We start from the raw sequence: 17,374 nt of genomic DNA on the forward strand, positions 1-17,374 counted from the left end.
AAGTGGTGAGCACATGACCGATCAGGACATTCTGGCGCGGATCAAAGAGCTGGTCGACGACGAGCACGCCCTGCGAGCCAAGGCCACCGCGGGCGAGATCGACCCGGTAGCCGAACGCAAGCAGCTGGCCGAGCTGGAAGTGATGCTCGATCAGGCGTGGGATCTGCTGCGGCAGCGGCGCGCGCGCAGCGGCTCCGGCGAATCTCCCGAGGACGCCGGTATGCGTTCACCTCGTGAGGTCGAGGGCTATCTGCAGTGACCGAGCTCGAGTACGACGTCATCGTCATCGGCGCGGGCCCGGCCGGTGAGAACGCCGCCGCCTACGCCATCGCGGGCAGCGACCGCACCGCCGCGCTCGTCGAGCGAGAGCTGTTCGGCGGCGAGTGCAGCTACTGGGCGTGCATCCCCAGCAAGGCCCTGCTGCGCCCCGGCGCCGTGCTCGGACTCGGCGAGGCGATGCCGGGGGTGAGCGCGAGCGGTCCGCAGGTGGCCGACGTGCTGGCCCGTCGCGACAGCTTCGTGCACAACCTCGACGACAGTTCCCAGGCCGAGTGGGCCAAATCGGCCGATATCGATCCGATCCGCGACACCGGACGCCTGATCGGCGAACGGCTCGTGGAGGTCGACACCGAAGACGGCGTCAAGGTCTTGCGTGCCCGGCACGCGGTGGTGCTGGCCACCGGCACCACCGCCACCATCCCCGACATCCCCGGCGTGCGCGAGGCCCTGCCGTGGACCTCCCGAGACGCCACGAACCTGAAGGTCGTCCCGCGCCGGGTGGCCATCATCGGCGGCGGTGTCGTCGCCTGTGAGACGGCGACCTGGTTGGCCGAACTCGGCGCCGAGGAGGTGACGCTGCTGGTCCGGGGCGACCGCCTGCTCCCGCGCAGCGAGCCGTTCGCTTCGGAACTGGTCCTGCGGGGCCTGCGCGACACCCCAACTGTCACGGTGCGCTTCCACACCGAGCCGTTGCTGGCCTCGCGCCGCGATCCCGAGGACACCGGCGTCGGCCACCTCCACGGCGGTCCGGTCACGCTGGTACTCGACGACGGCGAGTTGGAGGTCGACGAACTCGTCGTCGCCACCGGACGCGCCCCCGCCACCTCGAATCTCGGCCTCGACGCCGTCGGACTGCCCTCGGGCTATCTCGCGGTCGACGACCAGCTGACCGTGCGCGACGTGCCGGGAAACTGGCTCTATGCCGTCGGCGACGTAAATCACCGTGCGGCACTGACGCACATGGGCAAATATCAGGCCAGGGTGTGCGGCGACGTGATCGCCGCCCGCGCCGAGGGTAGACCACTCGACGGCAGGCGATACACCGCGAGCGCCGACCACCAGCAGGTGCCCCAGGTCGTCTACACCGCCCCGGAACTCGCGTCGGTGGGCCTCACCGAACACGAGGCGCGCACCGCCGGACACGCGGTGGACACGGTGGAACTCGATATCGCCGTCGCGGGTTCCGCGCTCTCGCGCGACGACTTCCACGGCCGCGCGAAACTCGTCGTCGACACCGCCGCCGACCACCTTCTCGGGGCCACGTTCGTCGGCCCCGACATGGGCGAACAGTTGCACGCGGCCACCATCGCGGTGGTCGGACGAGTGTCCATGGACGCCCTGTGGAACGCGGTGCCCGCTTTCCCGACCGTCAGCGAATTCTGGCTCCGGCTGCTGGAAGCCTGGCGCGAGAAGACTATTTGAGCAGCCGCGACATCCGCCGGTCGGCGAGCACCTTGCCGCCGGTCTGGCAGGTGGCGCAGTACTGGAACGACCGCTCCGCGTAGGACACCTCGCGCACGGTGTCCCCGCACACCGGGCACGGCTGCCCGGTTCTGGCGTGCACCCGCATGCCCGAACGCTTCTCGCCCTTCAACCGGGCCGCGTTCTGTCCCACCGAACGATCGACCGCGTCGAGCAGAACGGTGCGCATCGCGGTGTAGAGCTGCGAAACCCTGTCCGCCGACATCGTTGCGGTGTTGGCGAACGGGGAGATCTTCGCGGTGTGCAAGATCTCGTCGGAGTAGGCGTTGCCGATTCCGGCGAGCAGGGTCTGATCCACGATCGCGGTCTTGATCCGCTGCGAGGTGCTTTTCAGCAGCGCGGCGAATTCGTCCTCGGTCAACCCGAGCGCGTCCGGCCCCAAGCGCGCGATTCCCGGCACCGTTGTCGGGTCCTCGACGATATAGACCGCCAACCGCTTCTTCGTCCCCGCCTCGGTCAGGTCGATCGCGGGCGTCGCGCCTTCGGGTGTGAAGAAATGCACGCGCAGCGCCAGCGGACTCTTCCCACCGGGTTTGGGCGGCAACGGATTCGGTTCATCGACCCAGCGCAGCCACCCACCGCGCGACAGATGGGTGATCAACCACAATCCGCCACAGTCCATTCCGAGGAATTTCCCCCACCGCCCGGCACCGGTGACATCACGACCCGACAACGCGGTGACCGGCGGATCGAAGGTCTTCACCGCGCTCAGGGCCGCCACGTCCACACGACCGACCACAGCGCCGACGGCATGATCCCGAAGGAACTGCGCCAACGCCTCTATTTCCGGCAGCTCGGGCACGGTGGCCAGTTTAGCGATCTATCGCCTACCGGTGCGGGATCCATCAGCCCGCGCGGAGCAGATAAACGTCCATGATCCAGCCCTTTTTCGCGCGTAATTCGGCTCGGCGGGCCAGAATCTCGCGTTCGACCTCGCGCAGGTTGCCTTCGATCAATATTTCGTCGGGCATGCCGAGATAAGCACCCCACCAGATATGGATGTCGTCGCCGCGAACTTCGGTGAACGAGCATTCGCCGTCGAGCATCACCACGGTCGACCCGGCACCGAGCCCTTCCTCGCGCAGTCGGCGTCCGGTCGTGACGTGGACGGGTTCGCCGATCCGGTGCAGCACCATGCGGTGCCGGGCGGCCAGCGCGGCGATGCTGGTCACCCCCGGAATCACCTCGTACTCGAAGCCGACGCGGCCCCGCGCCAGCACGTGCTCGACCATCCGCAGAGTGCTGTCGTAGAGCGCCGGATCACCCCACACGAGGATCGCGCCGACGCCGGCCACCTGGTCGAACGCGGCTTCGAGGAGTTCGGAGCGCCGTTCGTGCCAGTCGAGGACGACCCCGGCGTAGTCCGCGGGGGTGCGCTCGCGCGGCGGATCGGTGATCTCGATGACCCGGTACGGCGTGTCCACGTGCTCGGCCAGGATCGTGGTCCGCACGTCGACCAGTTCCTGTTTCTCGGCGCCCTTGCCGATCACGAAGAACGCCTCGGCCGTTCGCATGGCCTTGACCGCCTGCATCGTCACCTGGTCGGGGTCGCCCGCGCCGATGCCGATCACGTAGAGCTTGCGCATAGCCGAAGAGCTTGCCAGGTGCCGATCCGCACAGCCGACCCCCGTAGAATCGGCAAGCGTGGCCACCCCTGATACGCAGTACGAGGATCTGCTCCGGCACGTCCTGGAGCAAGGCACGCCCAAAGCCGATCGCACCGGCACCGGAACCCGCAGCATCTTCGGTCACCAGCTGCGCTACGACCTGGCCGAGTCCTTCCCGCTGATCACCACCAAGCGGGTCCACATGAAATCCATCGCCTATGAACTGCTGTGGTTCCTGCGCGGCGATTCCAATGTCTCCTGGCTGCGCGAACACGGCGTGACCATCTGGGACGAATGGGCCGACGCCAAGGGCGAGCTCGGCCCGGTCTACGGGGTGCAGTGGCGTTCGTGGCCCACCCCCGACGGCACCCACATCGACCAGATCGCCCAGGTATTGCACACCCTGCGCACCGACCCGGATTCGCGCCGGATGATCGTCTCGGCCTGGAACGTGGCCGACCTGGACAAGATGGCGCTGGCACCTTGCCATGCCTTCTTCCAGTTCTATGTCGCCGACGGCAAGCTGTCCTGCCAGCTGTACCAGCGCAGCGCCGACCTGTTCCTCGGCGTGCCGTTCAACATCGCCAGCTATGCCCTGCTCACCCTGATGGTCGCCCAGCAGACCGAGCTCGAGCCGGGCGAGTTCATCTGGACCGGCGGCGACGTGCACATCTACGACAACCATGTCGACCAGGTTCGCGAGCAGCTCACCCGCACGCCCTACCCCTTCCCGACGCTGCACCTTCGACCCGCGACGAGCCTGTTCGACTACGCCTACGCCGACATCGAACTGTCCGGCTACGAACATCACCCGGCCATCAAGGCGCCGGTGGCGGTGTGAGCCGCTTGATCGGCCTCATCTGGGCGCAGGCGAACAACGGGGTGATCGGTGTCGACAACACCATCCCGTGGCGGGTGCCCGAGGATATGGCCAGTTTCCGCGACACCACCATGGGTCATCCGGTGATCATGGGCAGGCGTACCTGGGACTCGCTGCCCGCGAGTTTCCGGCCGCTGTCCGGCCGCCGCAACATCGTGGTCTCCCGGCAGACTGATTGGGCCGGTGACGGCGCCGAGCGTGCCGCCTCGGTACCCGACGCGCTGACCATGACCGCCCCGGCCGATACCTGGGTCGCCGGTGGCGGCGAGATCTACCGCGCCGCGCTGCCGTTCGCGACGACACTGCTGGTCACCGAGGTCGACACCACCGTGGCGGGCGATGCCTTCGCCCCGGCCGTCGGCCCGGAATGGCAGGCCGACGACGCGCCGTGGCTGACCTCGAAAACCGGCCTGCGCTACCGCATTCGCCACTACACCCGAGGTTGAGGAACACCTCGGTGACGGTCGTGGCAAAACGCCCGAACGCGTGGGCGCCGTCGGGCATACTCCTTCCCAAGACCTGCCCGCGAGAAGCCTGCGAAAGGCCCGATCCATGGACAAGAAATCGCTGACAGCGGTGGCCCGCCAACAATTGAAGCTGGCGGCTACCTCGACGAGCGGCCGGAGCTCGCAAACCCTCATCGGTGGCCACACCCACGTGCTGCGCCAGACCGTTGTCGCCCTCGCGGAGGGCCAGAGCCTGGCCGAGCACGACAACGCCGGCGATGCCACCATCCAGGTGCTCACCGGCACCCTGGTGCTGATCGCGGGCACCGACGAGTGGAAGGGCTCGGCGGGCGACCTGATCGTCGTGCCACGCGCGCGCCACAGCGTGAAAGCGGTCGACGACGTCACATTTTTGCTGACCGTCGCGAAGTAGCAGGTCGATCGCCCGAAACGCGCTGACACCTCCAGGTGTCGGCGAACCTGTCGGTGCGGCGCCGTACTGTGGACGCCATGGGTGAGCCACAGCCGATCCTCGATCCACTCACGCCGTCCGCGATTTTCCTTGTCTTCACCATCGACTCCGGGGGCGAAGCCGCGGTCCGTGACCTCTTGGCGGATATCTCCGGGTTGCGCCGTTCGATCGGGTTCCGGGTGCCCGGCGAGGGTTTGACCTGCGTCACCTCGATCGGTTCGCTGGCCTGGGACCGTCTGTTCGTCGGCCCGAAACCGGCTGAGCTGCACGAGTTCTCCGGCTACAACGGCCCGATCCACAGCGCACCGGCCACCGCGGGTGACCTGTTCTTCCACATCAGGGGCGAAACCCAGGGCCCGTGCTTCGAACTGGCCATGGTGATCGGCGCCCGCCTCAAAGGCGCGGCGACCGTCGTCGACGAGACGGTCGGATTCCGCTATTTCGAACAGCGCGACCTGCTCGGCTTCGTCGACGGCACCGAGAACCCCGAGGGCCTCGGCGCGGCCTCGGCGGCGCTGATCGGCGACGAGGACCCCGAGTTCACCGGCGGTAGCTACGTGATCGTGCAGAAGTACACCCACCCCCTCGACCAGTGGAACGCGCTGTCGATCGAGGAACAGGAGCGGGTGATCGGGCGCACCAAGCTCGCCGACTACGAACTGCCCGACGACGTGAAACCCGCCGACTCGCACGTCGCGGTGAACACCATCATCGACGCCGACGGCACCGAACGTCAGATCGTGCGCGCCAACATGCCGTTCGGCACCATCGGCACCGGCGAGTTCGGCACCTACTACGTGGCCTACGCCGCCACCCCGAGCGTCACCGAGCGCATGCTCGAGCGGATGTTCCTCGGCACCGACGAGGCCGCCTACGACCGCATCCTCGATTTCTCCTTCGCGGTCACCGGCACGCTCTTCTTCACCCCCACCGTGGATTTCCTCGACGACCTGCCCGACGCACCCGACACGGCGGGCGCCGAGATCGAGCCGGCGACACTGCCGGAAGCAGCCCCGGTCGAACGGGCGAACGCGGCAGCGGATCGCTCGGACGGCTCCCTCGCAATCGGCACGATGAAAAGGAGTATCTGAATGAACAACCTGCATCGCGAACTCGCGCCGATCACCGGCGAAGCCTGGTCGCAGATCGAGGAGGAGGCGACCCGCACGTTCAAGCGCAATATCGCGGGCCGCCGAGTGGTCGACGTGTCGGGACCGCACGGTTTCGACTTCTCGGCCCGCAACCTCGGCCGGGTCACCTCGATCGCCTCGCCCGACGACGGTGTGCAGGCCCATCAGCGCGTGATCCAACCGGTCATCGAGTTGCGGGTGCCGTTCACCCTGCAACGCTCCGAACTCGACGACATCGAGCGCGGAGCGGGCGACGCCGACTTGGACAACCTCAAGGACGCGGCGCAGAAGATCGCCTTCGCCGAAGACCGCGCGATCTTCGAGAGCTACGCCGCCGCGGGCATCACCGGCATCCGCGATGCCGCCTCGAACTCCCCCGTCGCGCTGCCGGGCAATGTCGTCGACATCCCCGACGCCATCTCGCACGCCCTCACCGGCCTGCGCCTGGCAGGCGTGCAGGGCCCGTACTCGGTGGTGCTCAGCGCCGAGCTGTACACCCAGGTCAGCGAGACCTCCGACCACGGTCACCCGATCCGCACCCACATCGAGCGGCTGATCGACGGCGAGATCATCTGGGCGCCGGCGATCTCCGGCGGTTTCGCGCTCACCACCCGCGGCGGCGACTTCGAGCTGGCGCTCGGTCAGGATCTGTCGATCGGGTACCTCAGCCACGACGCCCAGACTGTGCAGCTGTACTTCCAGGAGACGTTCACCTTCCTCGTCGAGACCTCCGAAGCGGCGGTTTCGCTCGGTTCGTGAGCGCGCCCGCTAGGGTGGGCCACGAATCACGGAGAGGGAGGTCCGCATGGCGGTCGTGCGTGCCGGTGTCGTGTCCACCAGGCGGAGCCTGTTCTATTGCTTGATCGCGGTCCTGGTCACCACGGGCGTCGTCGGGTTGTTCCTGGCGATGTTCGGGGTGAACCGGGTGATCACCGGGTTGCTGGTCGGGGCGGTCGGCGGGTTCGCGGTGGGTGTGGCACTGTTCGTCCGTGACGTCATCGAACTGCACGAGCACGCGATCTACGTGCGCACCCCGTTCCGTTCGTCCACCGTGCCGTGGGATCGCGTGATCGCGGGCCGCTTCACGCTCGACGAGCACGCCCGCTGGGCACTGGCCCTCGACCTCGACGGCGAGTCCGCCGACGAGGTCGTGCTGCTGTCCATCCCGCCGGTGGTCCGTCCGGTCGCGGGTGCCTACGACATGCGCAAACGCGAGCAGGTGAGCGAGATCCGGGAGATGTTGCGCGCCAAGCAGATCCCGATCACCGTGCTGCCCGAGATCGCGGGCGCGCTCAACCAGCACTGGCAGATCGCCCCGCCGACCGCCCGCTGATCCCCTGCCGTGCGGCGGCGGGCTCAGGCGGGTGCGCTGGTGTCGATCTCGCCGAGCCTGGCCAGTAGGGCGGTGGCCGCCGCACGCACCTCGTCGACGTCACCGCGACAGCCGACGATCCGCACCACCCCGTCGGGGATGACCCGCTCGGCGTCCACACCCACGGCGCCCTCGTCGTACCTGATCGCGATCACCGTCTCGACCAGCCGGAAGGGCAGAATTCGCGCATCGTCGGGTTCACCGGCGGCCGTAGCCGATGCGGTGGCAAGCCGTTCGTAGTGGCCGCGCAGTTCATCGCGACGACGCCGGAACGCCACGAATCGTTCGGTACGCAACTCGGGCAGCAGATACAGCGCCCCGAGATTCCACCGCGCCGTGCGCAATTGGCGTACATCGAACAGTGCCAGCGCGTACAGCTGGGTCACCGCGTCGTCGGGTTCGACCATCATCCGCAGCGCCAATTCGACCGGCCCCGCCACTGTTTCGGCCAGTAGCGCGTCGAGGATGTCGTCCTTGGCGGCGAAGTGGTGATACAGCGAAGCCTGCCGGATGCCGACGGCGTCGGCCACCGCCCGCGTCGAGGTGTTGGCATATCCCTTGGTGGTGAACAGCTCCGCCGCCGCGTCGAGGATCTCCGCGCGTGGGGTAGTTCCCTGCCTGCGCCGCTGTTCCAGCCGGGGACGCCCGGGACCGAGGTTCGCCACGGGTCGATTCTGTCATCGGCCTCCCACCTGGGCCGCAGCGGGCTGCTCACCAGCGGCGATGCCGGTCGGTCAAATTCCTGTCATCCGACAGAAACCTGGGCAACGCAGAAGTTACCGCGGTACCCGCAGTCGATACACGCACGACACCGTTCGAGCGATCGCGCACGCAAAACTATCGACTGATAGATATTGGCCGAACCGCTGAAGGACACCGACATGGCCACGACCCTCGAATCCCCCGCCGCCCCACCCGAACTCGGCCGCGACAGCGCCGATCTGGCGGCTTTCGGATATCAGCCGGTCCTGCATCGCAAACTGGGGCGCTACGCGTCCTTCGCGGCAGGTTTCTCGTTCGTCTCCATCCTCACCACGATCTTCCAGTTCTTCGGCTTCGGCTATTCGTTCGGCGGCGCCGCCTTCTTCTGGACCTGGCCGCTGGTGTTCGCCGGCCAGTTCCTGGTCGCGCTGAACTTCGCCGAGCTCGCCGCCCGGTACCCGATCTCCGGCTGTATCTATCAGTGGTCGCGCCGCCTGGCGGGCGGGCTGATCGGCTGGTTCGCCGGCTGGATGATGGTGCTGGCCCAGGTTGTCACCGCCGCCGCGGCCGCTATCGCACTGCAGGTGGTGCTGCCCTCGATCTGGGGCGGATTCCAGCTCATCGGCACCGACACCGCCCTCACCTCCCGCGACGGCGCGATGAACGCCGTGCTGCTGGGCAGCGTATTGCTCGTGGTCACCACCACCATCAATGTGATCGGCATCGACCTGATGGCGAAGATCAATTCGATCGGTGTCACGGTCGAGATCGTGGGCGTGCTGGCGATCATCGCGCTGTTCTTCGCCGACACCGAGCGCGGCCCCGACGTGGTGTTGCGGACCGACCACGCCTCCCCCGGCCCCTACTGGGCCGCGTTCCTGGTCTCGGGCCTGATGGCCGCGTACGTGATGGTCGGATTCGATTCCGCCGGTGAGCTTTCCGAGGAAACCAAGAATCCGCGCAAGGTCGCCCCCCGCACCATCCTGCTCGCCCTGTCGGTATCGGCACTGGGCGGCGGTCTCATGCTGCTCGGCGCCCTGATGGCGGCGCCGAGCCTGTCCGACGGCGAATTGTCGGCGGGCGGAATGGCTTACGTCATCACCTCCAAGCTGAACAGCCCCGCCGGATCGGTACTTCTCAGCTGTGTAGCGGTCGCGGTCATCGTCTGCACCCTCGCCATCCAGACCGCGGGCTCGCGCCTGCTGTTCTCGATGGCCCGCGACGGCAAACTGCCGTTCGCGAAGGCTCTCTCGACCGTGCACCCGCGCTTCGGCACCCCCGTGTGGCCCGCCGTCGTGATCGGCGCCCTCGGCATCGGCCTGCTGGTACTGAACCTGGGTAACCCCGCGATCTTCGCCACCCTGGCCAGCGTCTGCATCGTCAGCCTGTACCTGGCCTATCTGCTGGTCACCGTGCCGCTGCTGGTCCGCAGGATCAAGGGCCTGCCCGCCCCCGACGACAAGACCCTGTTCCATCTGGGCCGCTGGGGCATCCCCGTCAACGCCCTCGCCGTGGTCTGGGGCATCGCCATGGTCATCAACCTCGCCTGGCCCCGCCCCGAGGTCTACACCCCGGCAGGCGGCAGCTGGTGGCAGCTCTGGGCGGGCCCGCTGTCGGTGGCGGTGATCCTCACCGTCGGCGCGATCGTCTACCGCGTCGTGGTCGCGACGGCTGCCAAGGGTGCCGAAACCGAAATGGCGCCTGCGACAGCGTGATCCGGCTTTGCGGTGGGTGCGCCGAGTACGCATCCACCGCGGGCCTCGCCACGCCGGCTCGCCGATCATCCCGTTCGTCCACCCACTCGCCGAGGAGTCACCGATGACGAGTACCCAGTCCACCGACGGTGCCCGCGCCCATGCGCGCGCCCAGGCCTCCACAGCCACGATCACCCGTCCCGAACCACCGCACGGCATCGACCCCGCCGCGGTCGTTGTCGCACAACGCATCCCCTCCGGCGGCTACGCCAACGTCGTGCTCGGCCGCGGCGTCCGAGTCCGGCTCGCCGACCCGTCCGGCACCACGTGCGCCCACCTGTTCCTCCTGCGCGCCGAGTCACCGTGGGAGCGGTTGAATGTCGCCGACACGGTGAAGGTGCCGTGGCAGGCATACCTGAGCGCGGGTCACCCGCTGCTCTCCGACCAGGGCAGGGTGCTGGCCACGGTGGTGGCCGACACCTCCGGCCACCACGACACCCTGTGCGGCCCCACCACCGACGGCCGCCACCAGCTCCACGTGGCCGCCGCCAAGCAGGGGCTGGAGCCCCGCGACATCGGCGCCTCGATCGGCTTGTTCCGTGAGGTCCGCGTGGAATCCGACGGTGCGCTGACACCCACCGGCAACGGCCCTGCCGACGCCGTCATCGACCTGATCATCCACCTTCCGGTAACGCTGCTGGTCGCCAACGCGCCCCACCCACTGGACGACCGCCCCACCGGCGACCTCGACCTCCTCGCCTGGTCCGCCCCCGCCGATCGCGCCACCAACGACGACCCCGAATATCGACGGGCCGTGGACAACACCGAAGCCGCCTGGACGGCCGCACTGAGCACGGAGGTTCCGGCATGACCACCACCCGCACCGTCGTCCTCGACGACACCGTTCCCGCCCGGGCGCCGTGGTCTGCCATCGTCCGCGCGGGTGATCACCTCGACATCATCGACCTGCACGGCAACCAGGCCGTCGACTGCCTGCTCTACTCCGCCGCCGACCGCACCGACCGCTACAGCGCCCAGGCCACCATCGCCGCCCAGCGCAACATCTTCCTCACCACCGGCAGCGTCCTGCTGACCGAAGGTGGGACCCCGTTGATGACGGTCGTCGCCGACGAGGTCGGCAACCACGACACCATCGCGGGCGCCTGTTCCCAGGAATCCAACACCCTGCGCTACGGCCACCACACCCGCCATCAGCACGCCTGCGTGGAGAACTTCCTCACCGCCGCCCTCGAATGGGGGCTGGGCAAACGCGACCTGGTCTCCAATATCAACTGGTTCATGAACGTCCCCGTCGAACCCGACGGAACACTGGGCATCGTCGACGGTCTCTCCGCCCCCGGCAAGAAGCTCACCCTCCGCGCCGAGATCGACACCCTCGTGCTGGTCTCCAACTGTCCCCAGATCAACAACCCTTGCAACGGTTTCGACCCCACCCCCGTCCGCATGGTGGTGACCCGATGAACCTCACCGACACCCGTGTCGAACCCGCTGCCGACCTCGCCTCGACGAGCATGGTCGAGGCGGAAGGCGCCGGCCTGGATGACACGACCGAGCCGACTTCGGACGCCCCGCCGGAGCCATCGCCGACTCAGCGACGCATCGATGTCGTCCGACCCGGTATGCAAACCACCGTGCAGGACTGGCCTGGCCGAATCGGATACTGGCACATCGGAGTTCCGCCGTCCGGGCCGATGGACGACCTTTCGCTCCGCCTCGGCAACCGAGTGCTCGGAAACCCCGAGGGTGCAGCAGGGTTGGAGTGCACGCTGGGCGGACCGGCGTTGCGGTTCTCCGAACCGACGTGGGTGTGCGTGACCGGCGCGGTCGCCGATGTTCGAGTGGACGGCATCCCGGTCGAGCAATGGCGAACCGTCGAAGTCGCGGCGGGCGGCGTGCTCGATGTCGGCGCGATTCGGGGGCCAGGCATGCGCACCTACATCATGATCTCGGGCGGCATCGACGTGGACGAATTCCTCGGCAGCGCTGCGACATTCACCCTCGGAAAATTCGGCGGCGGTACGGGCGCCGCATTGCGCGCCGACGAATCACTCGCACTGGGCGTCCCGTCGACCCGCCTCGCCCCCGCCGTTCCGATGGCCGACCAGCCGGCCTTCGCGCACCGCTGGGAACTCGCCGTCACCGAAGGCCCACACGGCGCACCGGAGTTCTTCACCCGCGACGACTTCGACACCATCCTCGGCACCGACTACGAGGTGCACTTCAATTCCGACCGCACCGGCGTGCGGCTCATCGGCCCGAAGCCGGAGTGGGCTCGCACCGACGGCGGCGAGGCGGGCCTGCATCCGTCGAACATCCACGACAACGCCTACACCGTCGGCGCCCTCGACTTCACCGGCGACACCCCGATCCTGCTCGGACCGGACGGCCCGAGCCTCGGCGGATTCGTCTGCCCGGTCACCGTAGTCGCCGCCGATCGCTGGAAACTCGGCCAACTCGCCCCCGGCGACAAGGTTCGCTTCGTTCCCATCCGCTCCGAACAAGCTGCTCCCGCAGCAGAACTCGGCGCTCGCCGACGCGCGTGCTTCGGTACCGTTCTCTCCGCGGGCCGTGACGGCGACGACGGCGTGCTCCGCCGCACCGAGGTCGACGACGAAACCGGCGTGACCTACCGCAGACAGGGCGACGACGGCGTTCTCGTCGAATACGGCACCCTCACCTTGGACCTGGGCCTCCGCGCCCGCGTCCACGCCCTGCACCAGCACCTCATCGCGGTCGGGTTGCGCGGTGTCATCGAGCTCACCCCCGGGATCCGCTCACTCCAGATCAGGGTCGACCCCACCGTCCTGCCGATCCCCCGCCTGCTCGACCTCCTCGCCGAAGCCGAAGCACAACTACCGAATTCCGATCAGCTTGTCGTCCCGAGTCGCACGGTCCACCTGCCGCTGTCCTGGGACGACCCCGCCACCAGGGAAGCGATCACCCGCTACATGCACGGCGTTCGCGCCGACGCCCCCTGGTGCCCGTGGAACATCGAATTCATCCGCCGCATGAACGGCCTGCCCTCCGTCGACGATGTCTATAAGACGGTCTTCGACGCCGAGTATCTGGTCCTCGGCCTGGGCGATGTCTACCTCGGCGCTCCCGTGGCCACCCCCACCGACCCCCGCCACCGTCTGGTCACCACCAAGTACAACCCGGCGCGCACGTGGACCCCCGAGAACGCCGTCGGCATCGGCGGCGCCTACCTCTGCATCTACGGCATGGAGGGTCCGGGCGGCTACCAGTTCGTCGGGCGCACGACCCAGGTGTGGAACCACCGCGCCCGACCTGCGGGGACGGCAGGACCCGGTGTCGACCGGTTCGCCACCGACGCCGAAACCCCGTGGCTGCTGCGCTATTTCGACCGGATCAAGTGGCATCCCGTCGAGGCCGACGAACTCCTCGATCTGCGTGCGGATTTCGCCGCGGGCAAGGTGGACATCACCGCCACCGACAGCGAGTTCCGGCTCGCGGACTACCGCGCGTTCCTCACCGACAACGCGCGTTCCATCGAGGAATTCCGCGCTGTCCAAGCCGAAGCGTTCGCCGCCGAACGCCAATCCTGGCGCTCGGCGGGCGAACTCGCGGACTGATCAGCGCAACGTACGGAAGAACTCGCGCACATCGATGGTGAGCAGTTCCGGTTCCTCCAGTGCCGCGAAGTGCCCGCCCCGGTCCACATCGGTCCAGCGCACGATCGTGTTCTCGGCCTCGTCGAAGCGCCGGATCGCCACATCGTGGGCCAGGACGAGCACACCGGTCGGCACACCCGAATTCGTCGGCACCGCACCCCATTGCACCGGCTGCGCGTAGCCGATGTAGGCCGCCGACCCCGCGGTGGCGGTGAGCCAGTAGATCATCACGTTGGTCAGCAGCCGATCGCGATCGATGATCTTGTCGGGCAAGGTCTCTCGTGGGTGCGTCCACTCCCGGAACTTGTCCAGGATCCACGCCAGCTGCCCGATCGGAGAGTCGACCAGCCCATAGGCCAGGGCCTGCGGACGGGTGGACTGCACGGCGATGTAGCCGAACTCCTCGTTCATGAACGCCTCGATCCGCGCGATGCGGTCTCGCTCGAGTTCGGTCAGGCTCGCCATGTCCGCCTCCGACAGCGGCAGCTGCGGGAACGAGCCCGCACCACCGTTGACGTGCACGCCGATCACCCGATCCGGCGCCACTCGCCCGACTTCCGGGCTCACCGCCGCCCCGAGGTCACCGCCCTGCACCCCGAACCGCTCGTACCCGAGCCTGGTCATCAGTTCGACCCAGGCCTGCGCGATCCGACGCACCGACCACCCCTCGGTGACCGGTCCCGAGAACCCGAACCCGGGCAGCGACGGGATCACCACGTGGAAGGCATCGGCCGGGTCGCCGCCGTGCGCGCGGGGGTCGGTCAGCGGACCGATCAGGTCGAGGAATTCCGCGATCGAGCCCGGCCAGCCGTGCGTCAGCAGCAGCGGCACCGCATCGGGTTCGGCCGAGCGGACGTGCAGGAAGTGGATGTTCTGCCCGTCGATCACGGTCGTGAACTGCTCGTGCGCATTGAGTTTCGCTTCCTCGGCCCGCCAGTCGTAGCCGGTGCGCCAGTGGTCGACGAGTTCGCGCAGGTACCCGGTCGGCACGCCGGTGTCCCAGTCGTCACCCGGCAGCGCGGCGGGCCAGCGCGCATTGTCGAGCCGGTTACGCAGGTCATCGAGCTGCTGCTGGGAGATGTCGATGCGGTAGGGCTGGATCTCGTTGCTCATGGGATCCACGGTATGAGCCACCTAGGACAGCTTCGGCCCTAGCTGCACGAGAGACCCGACATTCTTTCGGCGACTCACGCGATCAGGACGGTCTTCCCCGACGCGTGTCCTCGCTCGAACGCGGCGACGGCCAGTGCCGCGTCGGACAGCGGGAACCGCCGCTCGATCACCGGCCGCAGTTTCCCGTCGACGGCCAGTCCGGCCAGATGTTCCAGGTCGGCGGCTGCGGGCCGCATCAGCAGAGCCTTCAAAGTCTGGCGCGAGAACAGGTCGGCGAGTGCCACCTGAGCCAACCACCGGATCGGGCCGAACCAGTTGTCGCCGGGCGCGGCGGCGGAGGAGACGAAGACGCCGTTCGCGGCCAGGACGCGACGGATCTCCCGCAGTGTGCGGTTGCCTGCCAGGTCGAAGATCACGTCGTACGGCACCTGCGTGCGGGTGAAGTCGTCGACGGTGTAGTCGATGACGACATCCGCGCCGATGCTTCGCACCATCTCGACATGCCGGGAGCTGCACACGGCTGTCACGTGCGCGCCGAGCACCTTCGCGATCTGCACCGCGAAACTGCCGACCCCGCCGGACGCGCCGTTGATCAGCACTCGCTGCCCCGGCCCGACCTTGCCGATATCACGCAGCCCCTGCAACGCGGTCATTCCCGAATCCGGAATCGCCGCGGCATCTTCCATGCTCAACGCGGCAGGCACGAGGGCGAACGAGCCGACGCCGGCGCGGACGAATTCAGCGAACGCCCCACTGGGCACCTCACCGAAAACCCGGTCACCAGAGCGGAATTCGGTGACCTGCTCGCCGACCGCGACCACCTCGCCCGCCAGATTCTGCCCGATCGCTCGGTGCTTGGGCCTGCGCAACCCGAACCCGAGCCGCAGCAGATACGGCGTCCCGGTGAGCAGATGCAGATCTCCACTGCACAGCGATGCCGCCCGCACCCGGACCACCACATCCCGCCCTCCCGGCGTCGGCCGCGGCACGACCTCGCTCCGCAACACCTCACCCCCGCCGTATCGGGGCGCAATCCAGGCGGTCATCGAAGCCGTATCCACATCGGTCATGAGAACTGTCCCTCATCTCGCACTTACAGCGTAAGTCTGTACGGTGAAACGGTACGCTTACACCGTAAGTAGGTCAAGGAAACAGTCAGGAGCCCCATGTCGCCGCGCACCCCCCTCACCCGAGAACGAGTTCTGCGCGCGGCCATCGACCTCGCCGACCAGCAGGGCCTGGCCGCGCTGTCGATGCGCAACCTCGCCAAGACCGTCGGCGTGGAGGCGATGTCGCTCTACAACCACGTCGCGAACAAGGACGACCTCTACGACGGCATCGTCGACCTGGTGGTCGCCGAGATCCATGTCCCCCTCGCCGGCGGCGACTGGCGTGCGGAACTGCGCCACCGCGCCGTCTCGGCCCACGAGGTCCTGCTGAACCACCGCTGGGCGACCGGCCTACTCGGCTCCCGGGTCAACGTCGGACCCGCCATGCTGCGCTACGTGGACGCCACCCTGGGCTGCCTGATCACCGCGGGCTTCACCTACGAGCAGGCCGACCGCGCCTGGAACGCCCTCGACAGCCACATCTACGGCTTCACCCTCCAGGCCATCAATTTCCCCCTCGACCCGTCCGAATATGCCTCGGCCGCAGAACAGTTCCTCCCACTCATCCCCGCCGATACCCATCCGCACATGCACGCGCTGGCCGATCTCGTCATCACCGGAACGCACTCCGGCGCAGCCGATTTCACCTTCGGTCTCGACCTTCTCCTGGAAGGGCTGGCCAGGCTCCTTCCCCGCTGAACACGCGCCGTGTCCACCGATCGGTGGACCGCGTCAGAGTCCGTATTTGCGCACGAAATCCTCGGTGACATCGACCGCGGGCACGCCCTGCTCCGTCGCTCTGGTGTCGGTGGCGACTTCCTCGATCAGTTCCGTCGGCTCCGCGGGCAAGTGGCGCCACTGGGCCCGTGGATCGGATTCTTCATTGTGCTGACCGGTCATGATTTCCTCCCCAGTTCCACTGTCCAGAATAGCCTCGCCCTGACAGGTGGGCGCCCCGAAACAGCAGCTGGACGGGCCCGCCTAGCGCGGAAGCAATGCCCCGGGGTCGAAGGTGACCTCATAGGGCGAACGTAAAGTCACCGGATCACCCGCCGGCGCGCGGTGTGTCTGCTCGTACTCACCATCGGTGACGAGGGCGTAGGCGAACAGCACAGGCAACTCTTCGCCGGCGAGACAGCCTTTGAACGGGTTTATTTCGAATCGCCAATACGTCGGAATTCCGGCCTGCGCGTACAGCACCGGCTTTACCAGTCATCGGGCAGTTGATCCAGATCCGCGGCGGTCCACTCAGCCGAATGCGGCACCGGCATTGCCACGGAAACCACCTCCTGAACCCGTCACGTCAACGCATCAGCAATGCCGAGCCTAGCCCAATCGTCGTGTTGACCCAGCTCATCGCGTTAGTCCCGGCAACCACTGGCCCGGCTGGCAACAGAGCGCCCGCTGACCGCGTCCGCGGGCGCTCGGTCGCGGC

General features: G+C 67.8%; 20 protein-coding genes. 13 read left to right on the forward strand and 7 right to left on the reverse strand.

Annotation, left to right across the window (positions count from 1 at the left end):
• The first annotated feature begins 13 nt into the window (after positions 1 to 13).
• The gene (locus ACFWUR_RS04215) at positions 14 to 259 is read left to right on the forward strand and encodes a DUF2630 family protein (protein ID WP_378901641.1); all 246 of its coding nucleotides are present in this window, start codon (positions 14 to 16) and stop codon (positions 257 to 259) included.
• Positions 256 to 1,701, forward strand: coding sequence for a dihydrolipoyl dehydrogenase family protein (locus ACFWUR_RS04220; protein ID WP_378901644.1), 1,446 nt, complete (start codon positions 256 to 258; stop codon positions 1,699 to 1,701). The genes ACFWUR_RS04215 and ACFWUR_RS04220 overlap by 4 nt, the downstream gene beginning before the upstream one ends.
• Here ACFWUR_RS04220 and ACFWUR_RS04225 read toward each other — a convergent pair.
• Both ACFWUR_RS04225 and cobF read right to left on the reverse strand, forming a co-directional pair.
• The gene (locus ACFWUR_RS04225) at positions 1,694 to 2,563 is read right to left on the reverse strand and encodes an Fpg/Nei family DNA glycosylase (protein WP_378901647.1); all 870 of its coding nucleotides are present in this window, start codon (positions 2,561 to 2,563) and stop codon (positions 1,694 to 1,696) included. The two genes, ACFWUR_RS04220 and ACFWUR_RS04225, sit on opposite strands and share 8 nt — an antisense overlap.
• Before the next feature lie 43 nt (positions 2,564 to 2,606).
• Positions 2,607 to 3,347, reverse strand: a complete 741-nt coding sequence (gene cobF, locus ACFWUR_RS04230; protein ID WP_378901650.1) for a precorrin-6A synthase (deacetylating) — start codon at positions 3,345 to 3,347, stop codon at positions 2,607 to 2,609.
• Between the two features lie 58 nt (positions 3,348 to 3,405).
• On the opposite strand from cobF, the gene ACFWUR_RS04235 reads away from it, so the two are divergent.
• The 6 genes from ACFWUR_RS04235 (at position 3,406) to ACFWUR_RS04260 (ending at position 7,629) form a co-directional block, all read left to right on the forward strand.
• Positions 3,406 to 4,209 carry a thymidylate synthase gene (locus ACFWUR_RS04235; protein WP_378901653.1) on the forward strand — a complete coding sequence of 268 codons (804 nt, stop codon included), beginning with the start codon at positions 3,406 to 3,408 and terminating at the stop codon, positions 4,207 to 4,209.
• Positions 4,206 to 4,694, forward strand: coding sequence for a dihydrofolate reductase (locus tag ACFWUR_RS04240; RefSeq protein WP_378901656.1), 489 nt, complete (start codon positions 4,206 to 4,208; stop codon positions 4,692 to 4,694). Before ACFWUR_RS04235 ends, ACFWUR_RS04240 begins: the two co-directional genes overlap by 4 nt.
• Before the next feature lie 106 nt (positions 4,695 to 4,800).
• On the forward strand, positions 4,801 to 5,127 hold the full coding sequence (locus tag ACFWUR_RS04245; protein ID WP_378901659.1) for a cupin domain-containing protein: 327 nt from the start codon (positions 4,801 to 4,803) through the stop codon (positions 5,125 to 5,127).
• A gap of 77 nt (positions 5,128 to 5,204) precedes the next feature.
• The gene (locus tag ACFWUR_RS04250) at positions 5,205 to 6,257 is read left to right on the forward strand and encodes a Dyp-type peroxidase (RefSeq protein WP_378901662.1); all 1,053 of its coding nucleotides are present in this window, start codon (positions 5,205 to 5,207) and stop codon (positions 6,255 to 6,257) included.
• Entirely contained in the window at positions 6,258 to 7,055 is a 798-nt protein-coding gene (locus ACFWUR_RS04255; protein WP_378901664.1) for a family 1 encapsulin nanocompartment shell protein, read from the forward strand.
• A gap of 46 nt (positions 7,056 to 7,101) precedes the next feature.
• Positions 7,102 to 7,629 (forward strand): hypothetical protein, encoded by a 528-nt coding sequence (locus tag ACFWUR_RS04260; protein WP_378901667.1) that lies wholly within the window; start codon positions 7,102 to 7,104, stop codon positions 7,627 to 7,629.
• Between the two features lie 23 nt (positions 7,630 to 7,652).
• Here ACFWUR_RS04260 and ACFWUR_RS04265 read toward each other — a convergent pair whose 3' ends face one another.
• Positions 7,653 to 8,333, reverse strand: a complete 681-nt coding sequence (locus ACFWUR_RS04265) for a TetR/AcrR family transcriptional regulator (RefSeq protein WP_378901670.1) — start codon at positions 8,331 to 8,333, stop codon at positions 7,653 to 7,655.
• 216 nt (positions 8,334 to 8,549) lie between these two features.
• Between ACFWUR_RS04265 and ACFWUR_RS04270 the strand changes: the two genes are divergently transcribed.
• The 4 genes from ACFWUR_RS04270 (at position 8,550) to ACFWUR_RS04285 (ending at position 13,678) form a co-directional block, all read left to right on the forward strand.
• Positions 8,550 to 10,085 carry an amino acid permease gene (locus tag ACFWUR_RS04270; RefSeq protein WP_378901673.1) on the forward strand — a complete coding sequence of 512 codons (1,536 nt, stop codon included), beginning with the start codon at positions 8,550 to 8,552 and terminating at the stop codon, positions 10,083 to 10,085.
• Positions 10,086 to 10,188: 103 nt separating this feature from the next.
• A complete protein-coding gene (locus ACFWUR_RS04275) occupies positions 10,189 to 10,935 on the forward strand; it encodes a DUF1989 domain-containing protein (protein ID WP_378901676.1) in 747 nt (248 codons plus the stop codon).
• A complete protein-coding gene (locus ACFWUR_RS04280; protein WP_378901679.1) occupies positions 10,932 to 11,546 on the forward strand; it encodes an urea amidolyase associated protein UAAP2 in 615 nt (204 codons plus the stop codon). The genes ACFWUR_RS04275 and ACFWUR_RS04280 overlap by 4 nt, the downstream gene beginning before the upstream one ends.
• Positions 11,543 to 13,678, forward strand: coding sequence for a 5-oxoprolinase/urea amidolyase family protein (locus ACFWUR_RS04285; protein WP_378901682.1), 2,136 nt, complete (start codon positions 11,543 to 11,545; stop codon positions 13,676 to 13,678). Before ACFWUR_RS04280 ends, ACFWUR_RS04285 begins: the two co-directional genes overlap by 4 nt.
• On the opposite strand, the gene ACFWUR_RS04290 is transcribed toward ACFWUR_RS04285, so the two are convergent.
• Together ACFWUR_RS04290 and ACFWUR_RS04295 are read right to left on the reverse strand one after the other, a co-directional pair.
• Positions 13,679 to 14,830, reverse strand: coding sequence for an epoxide hydrolase family protein (locus ACFWUR_RS04290; protein WP_378901685.1), 1,152 nt, complete (start codon positions 14,828 to 14,830; stop codon positions 13,679 to 13,681). It abuts the gene before it with no gap.
• A gap of 74 nt (positions 14,831 to 14,904) precedes the next feature.
• The gene (locus ACFWUR_RS04295) at positions 14,905 to 15,900 is read right to left on the reverse strand and encodes an NAD(P)-dependent alcohol dehydrogenase (RefSeq protein ID WP_378901687.1); all 996 of its coding nucleotides are present in this window, start codon (positions 15,898 to 15,900) and stop codon (positions 14,905 to 14,907) included.
• 96 nt (positions 15,901 to 15,996) lie between these two features.
• Between ACFWUR_RS04295 and ACFWUR_RS04300 the strand changes: the two genes are divergently transcribed.
• Positions 15,997 to 16,638: a TetR/AcrR family transcriptional regulator C-terminal domain-containing protein gene (locus ACFWUR_RS04300; RefSeq protein ID WP_378901689.1), complete on the forward strand. Its 642-nt coding sequence runs from the start codon at positions 15,997 to 15,999 to the stop codon at positions 16,636 to 16,638.
• A 33-nt stretch (positions 16,639 to 16,671) separates the two neighbouring features.
• Here ACFWUR_RS04300 and ACFWUR_RS04305 read toward each other — a convergent pair whose 3' ends face one another.
• Positions 16,672 to 16,839 carry a hypothetical protein gene (locus tag ACFWUR_RS04305; RefSeq protein WP_378901692.1) on the reverse strand — a complete coding sequence of 56 codons (168 nt, stop codon included), beginning with the start codon at positions 16,837 to 16,839 and terminating at the stop codon, positions 16,672 to 16,674.
• Positions 16,840 to 16,920: 81 nt separating this feature from the next.
• Positions 16,921 to 17,139 carry a hypothetical protein gene (locus ACFWUR_RS04310; protein WP_378901695.1) on the reverse strand — a complete coding sequence of 73 codons (219 nt, stop codon included), beginning with the start codon at positions 17,137 to 17,139 and terminating at the stop codon, positions 16,921 to 16,923.
• Positions 17,140 to 17,374: the final 235 nt, after the last annotated feature.

The organism is Nocardia sp. NPDC058633, from assembly GCF_042717045.1.
Lineage (GTDB): Bacteria > Actinomycetota > Actinomycetes > Mycobacteriales > Mycobacteriaceae > Nocardia.

What these genes read in the sequence shown, in the direction of transcription:
- ACFWUR_RS04295 (WP_378901687.1), bottom strand. Translation starts at nt 15,900, where the DNA reads ATGACCGATGTGGATACGGCTTCGATGACCGCCTGGATTGCGCCCCGA.
- ACFWUR_RS04250 (WP_378901662.1), top strand. Translation starts at nt 5,205, where the DNA reads ATGGGTGAGCCACAGCCGATCCTCGATCCACTCACGCCGTCCGCGATT.
- ACFWUR_RS04280 (WP_378901679.1), top strand. Translation starts at nt 10,932, where the DNA reads ATGACCACCACCCGCACCGTCGTCCTCGACGACACCGTTCCCGCCCGG.
- ACFWUR_RS04290 (WP_378901685.1), bottom strand. Translation starts at nt 14,830, where the DNA reads ATGAGCAACGAGATCCAGCCCTACCGCATCGACATCTCCCAGCAGCAG.
- ACFWUR_RS04260 (WP_378901667.1), top strand. Translation starts at nt 7,102, where the DNA reads ATGGCGGTCGTGCGTGCCGGTGTCGTGTCCACCAGGCGGAGCCTGTTC.
- ACFWUR_RS04275 (WP_378901676.1), top strand. Translation starts at nt 10,189, where the DNA reads ATGACGAGTACCCAGTCCACCGACGGTGCCCGCGCCCATGCGCGCGCC.
- ACFWUR_RS04285 (WP_378901682.1), top strand. Translation starts at nt 11,543, where the DNA reads ATGAACCTCACCGACACCCGTGTCGAACCCGCTGCCGACCTCGCCTCG.
- ACFWUR_RS04300 (WP_378901689.1), top strand. Translation starts at nt 15,997, where the DNA reads ATGTCGCCGCGCACCCCCCTCACCCGAGAACGAGTTCTGCGCGCGGCC.
- cobF (WP_378901650.1), bottom strand. Translation starts at nt 3,347, where the DNA reads ATGCGCAAGCTCTACGTGATCGGCATCGGCGCGGGCGACCCCGACCAG.
- ACFWUR_RS04305 (WP_378901692.1), bottom strand. Translation starts at nt 16,839, where the DNA reads ATGACCGGTCAGCACAATGAAGAATCCGATCCACGGGCCCAGTGGCGC.
- ACFWUR_RS04270 (WP_378901673.1), top strand. Translation starts at nt 8,550, where the DNA reads ATGGCCACGACCCTCGAATCCCCCGCCGCCCCACCCGAACTCGGCCGC.
- ACFWUR_RS04245 (WP_378901659.1), top strand. Translation starts at nt 4,801, where the DNA reads ATGGACAAGAAATCGCTGACAGCGGTGGCCCGCCAACAATTGAAGCTG.
- ACFWUR_RS04255 (WP_378901664.1), top strand. Translation starts at nt 6,258, where the DNA reads ATGAACAACCTGCATCGCGAACTCGCGCCGATCACCGGCGAAGCCTGG.
- ACFWUR_RS04215 (WP_378901641.1), top strand. Translation starts at nt 14, where the DNA reads ATGACCGATCAGGACATTCTGGCGCGGATCAAAGAGCTGGTCGACGAC.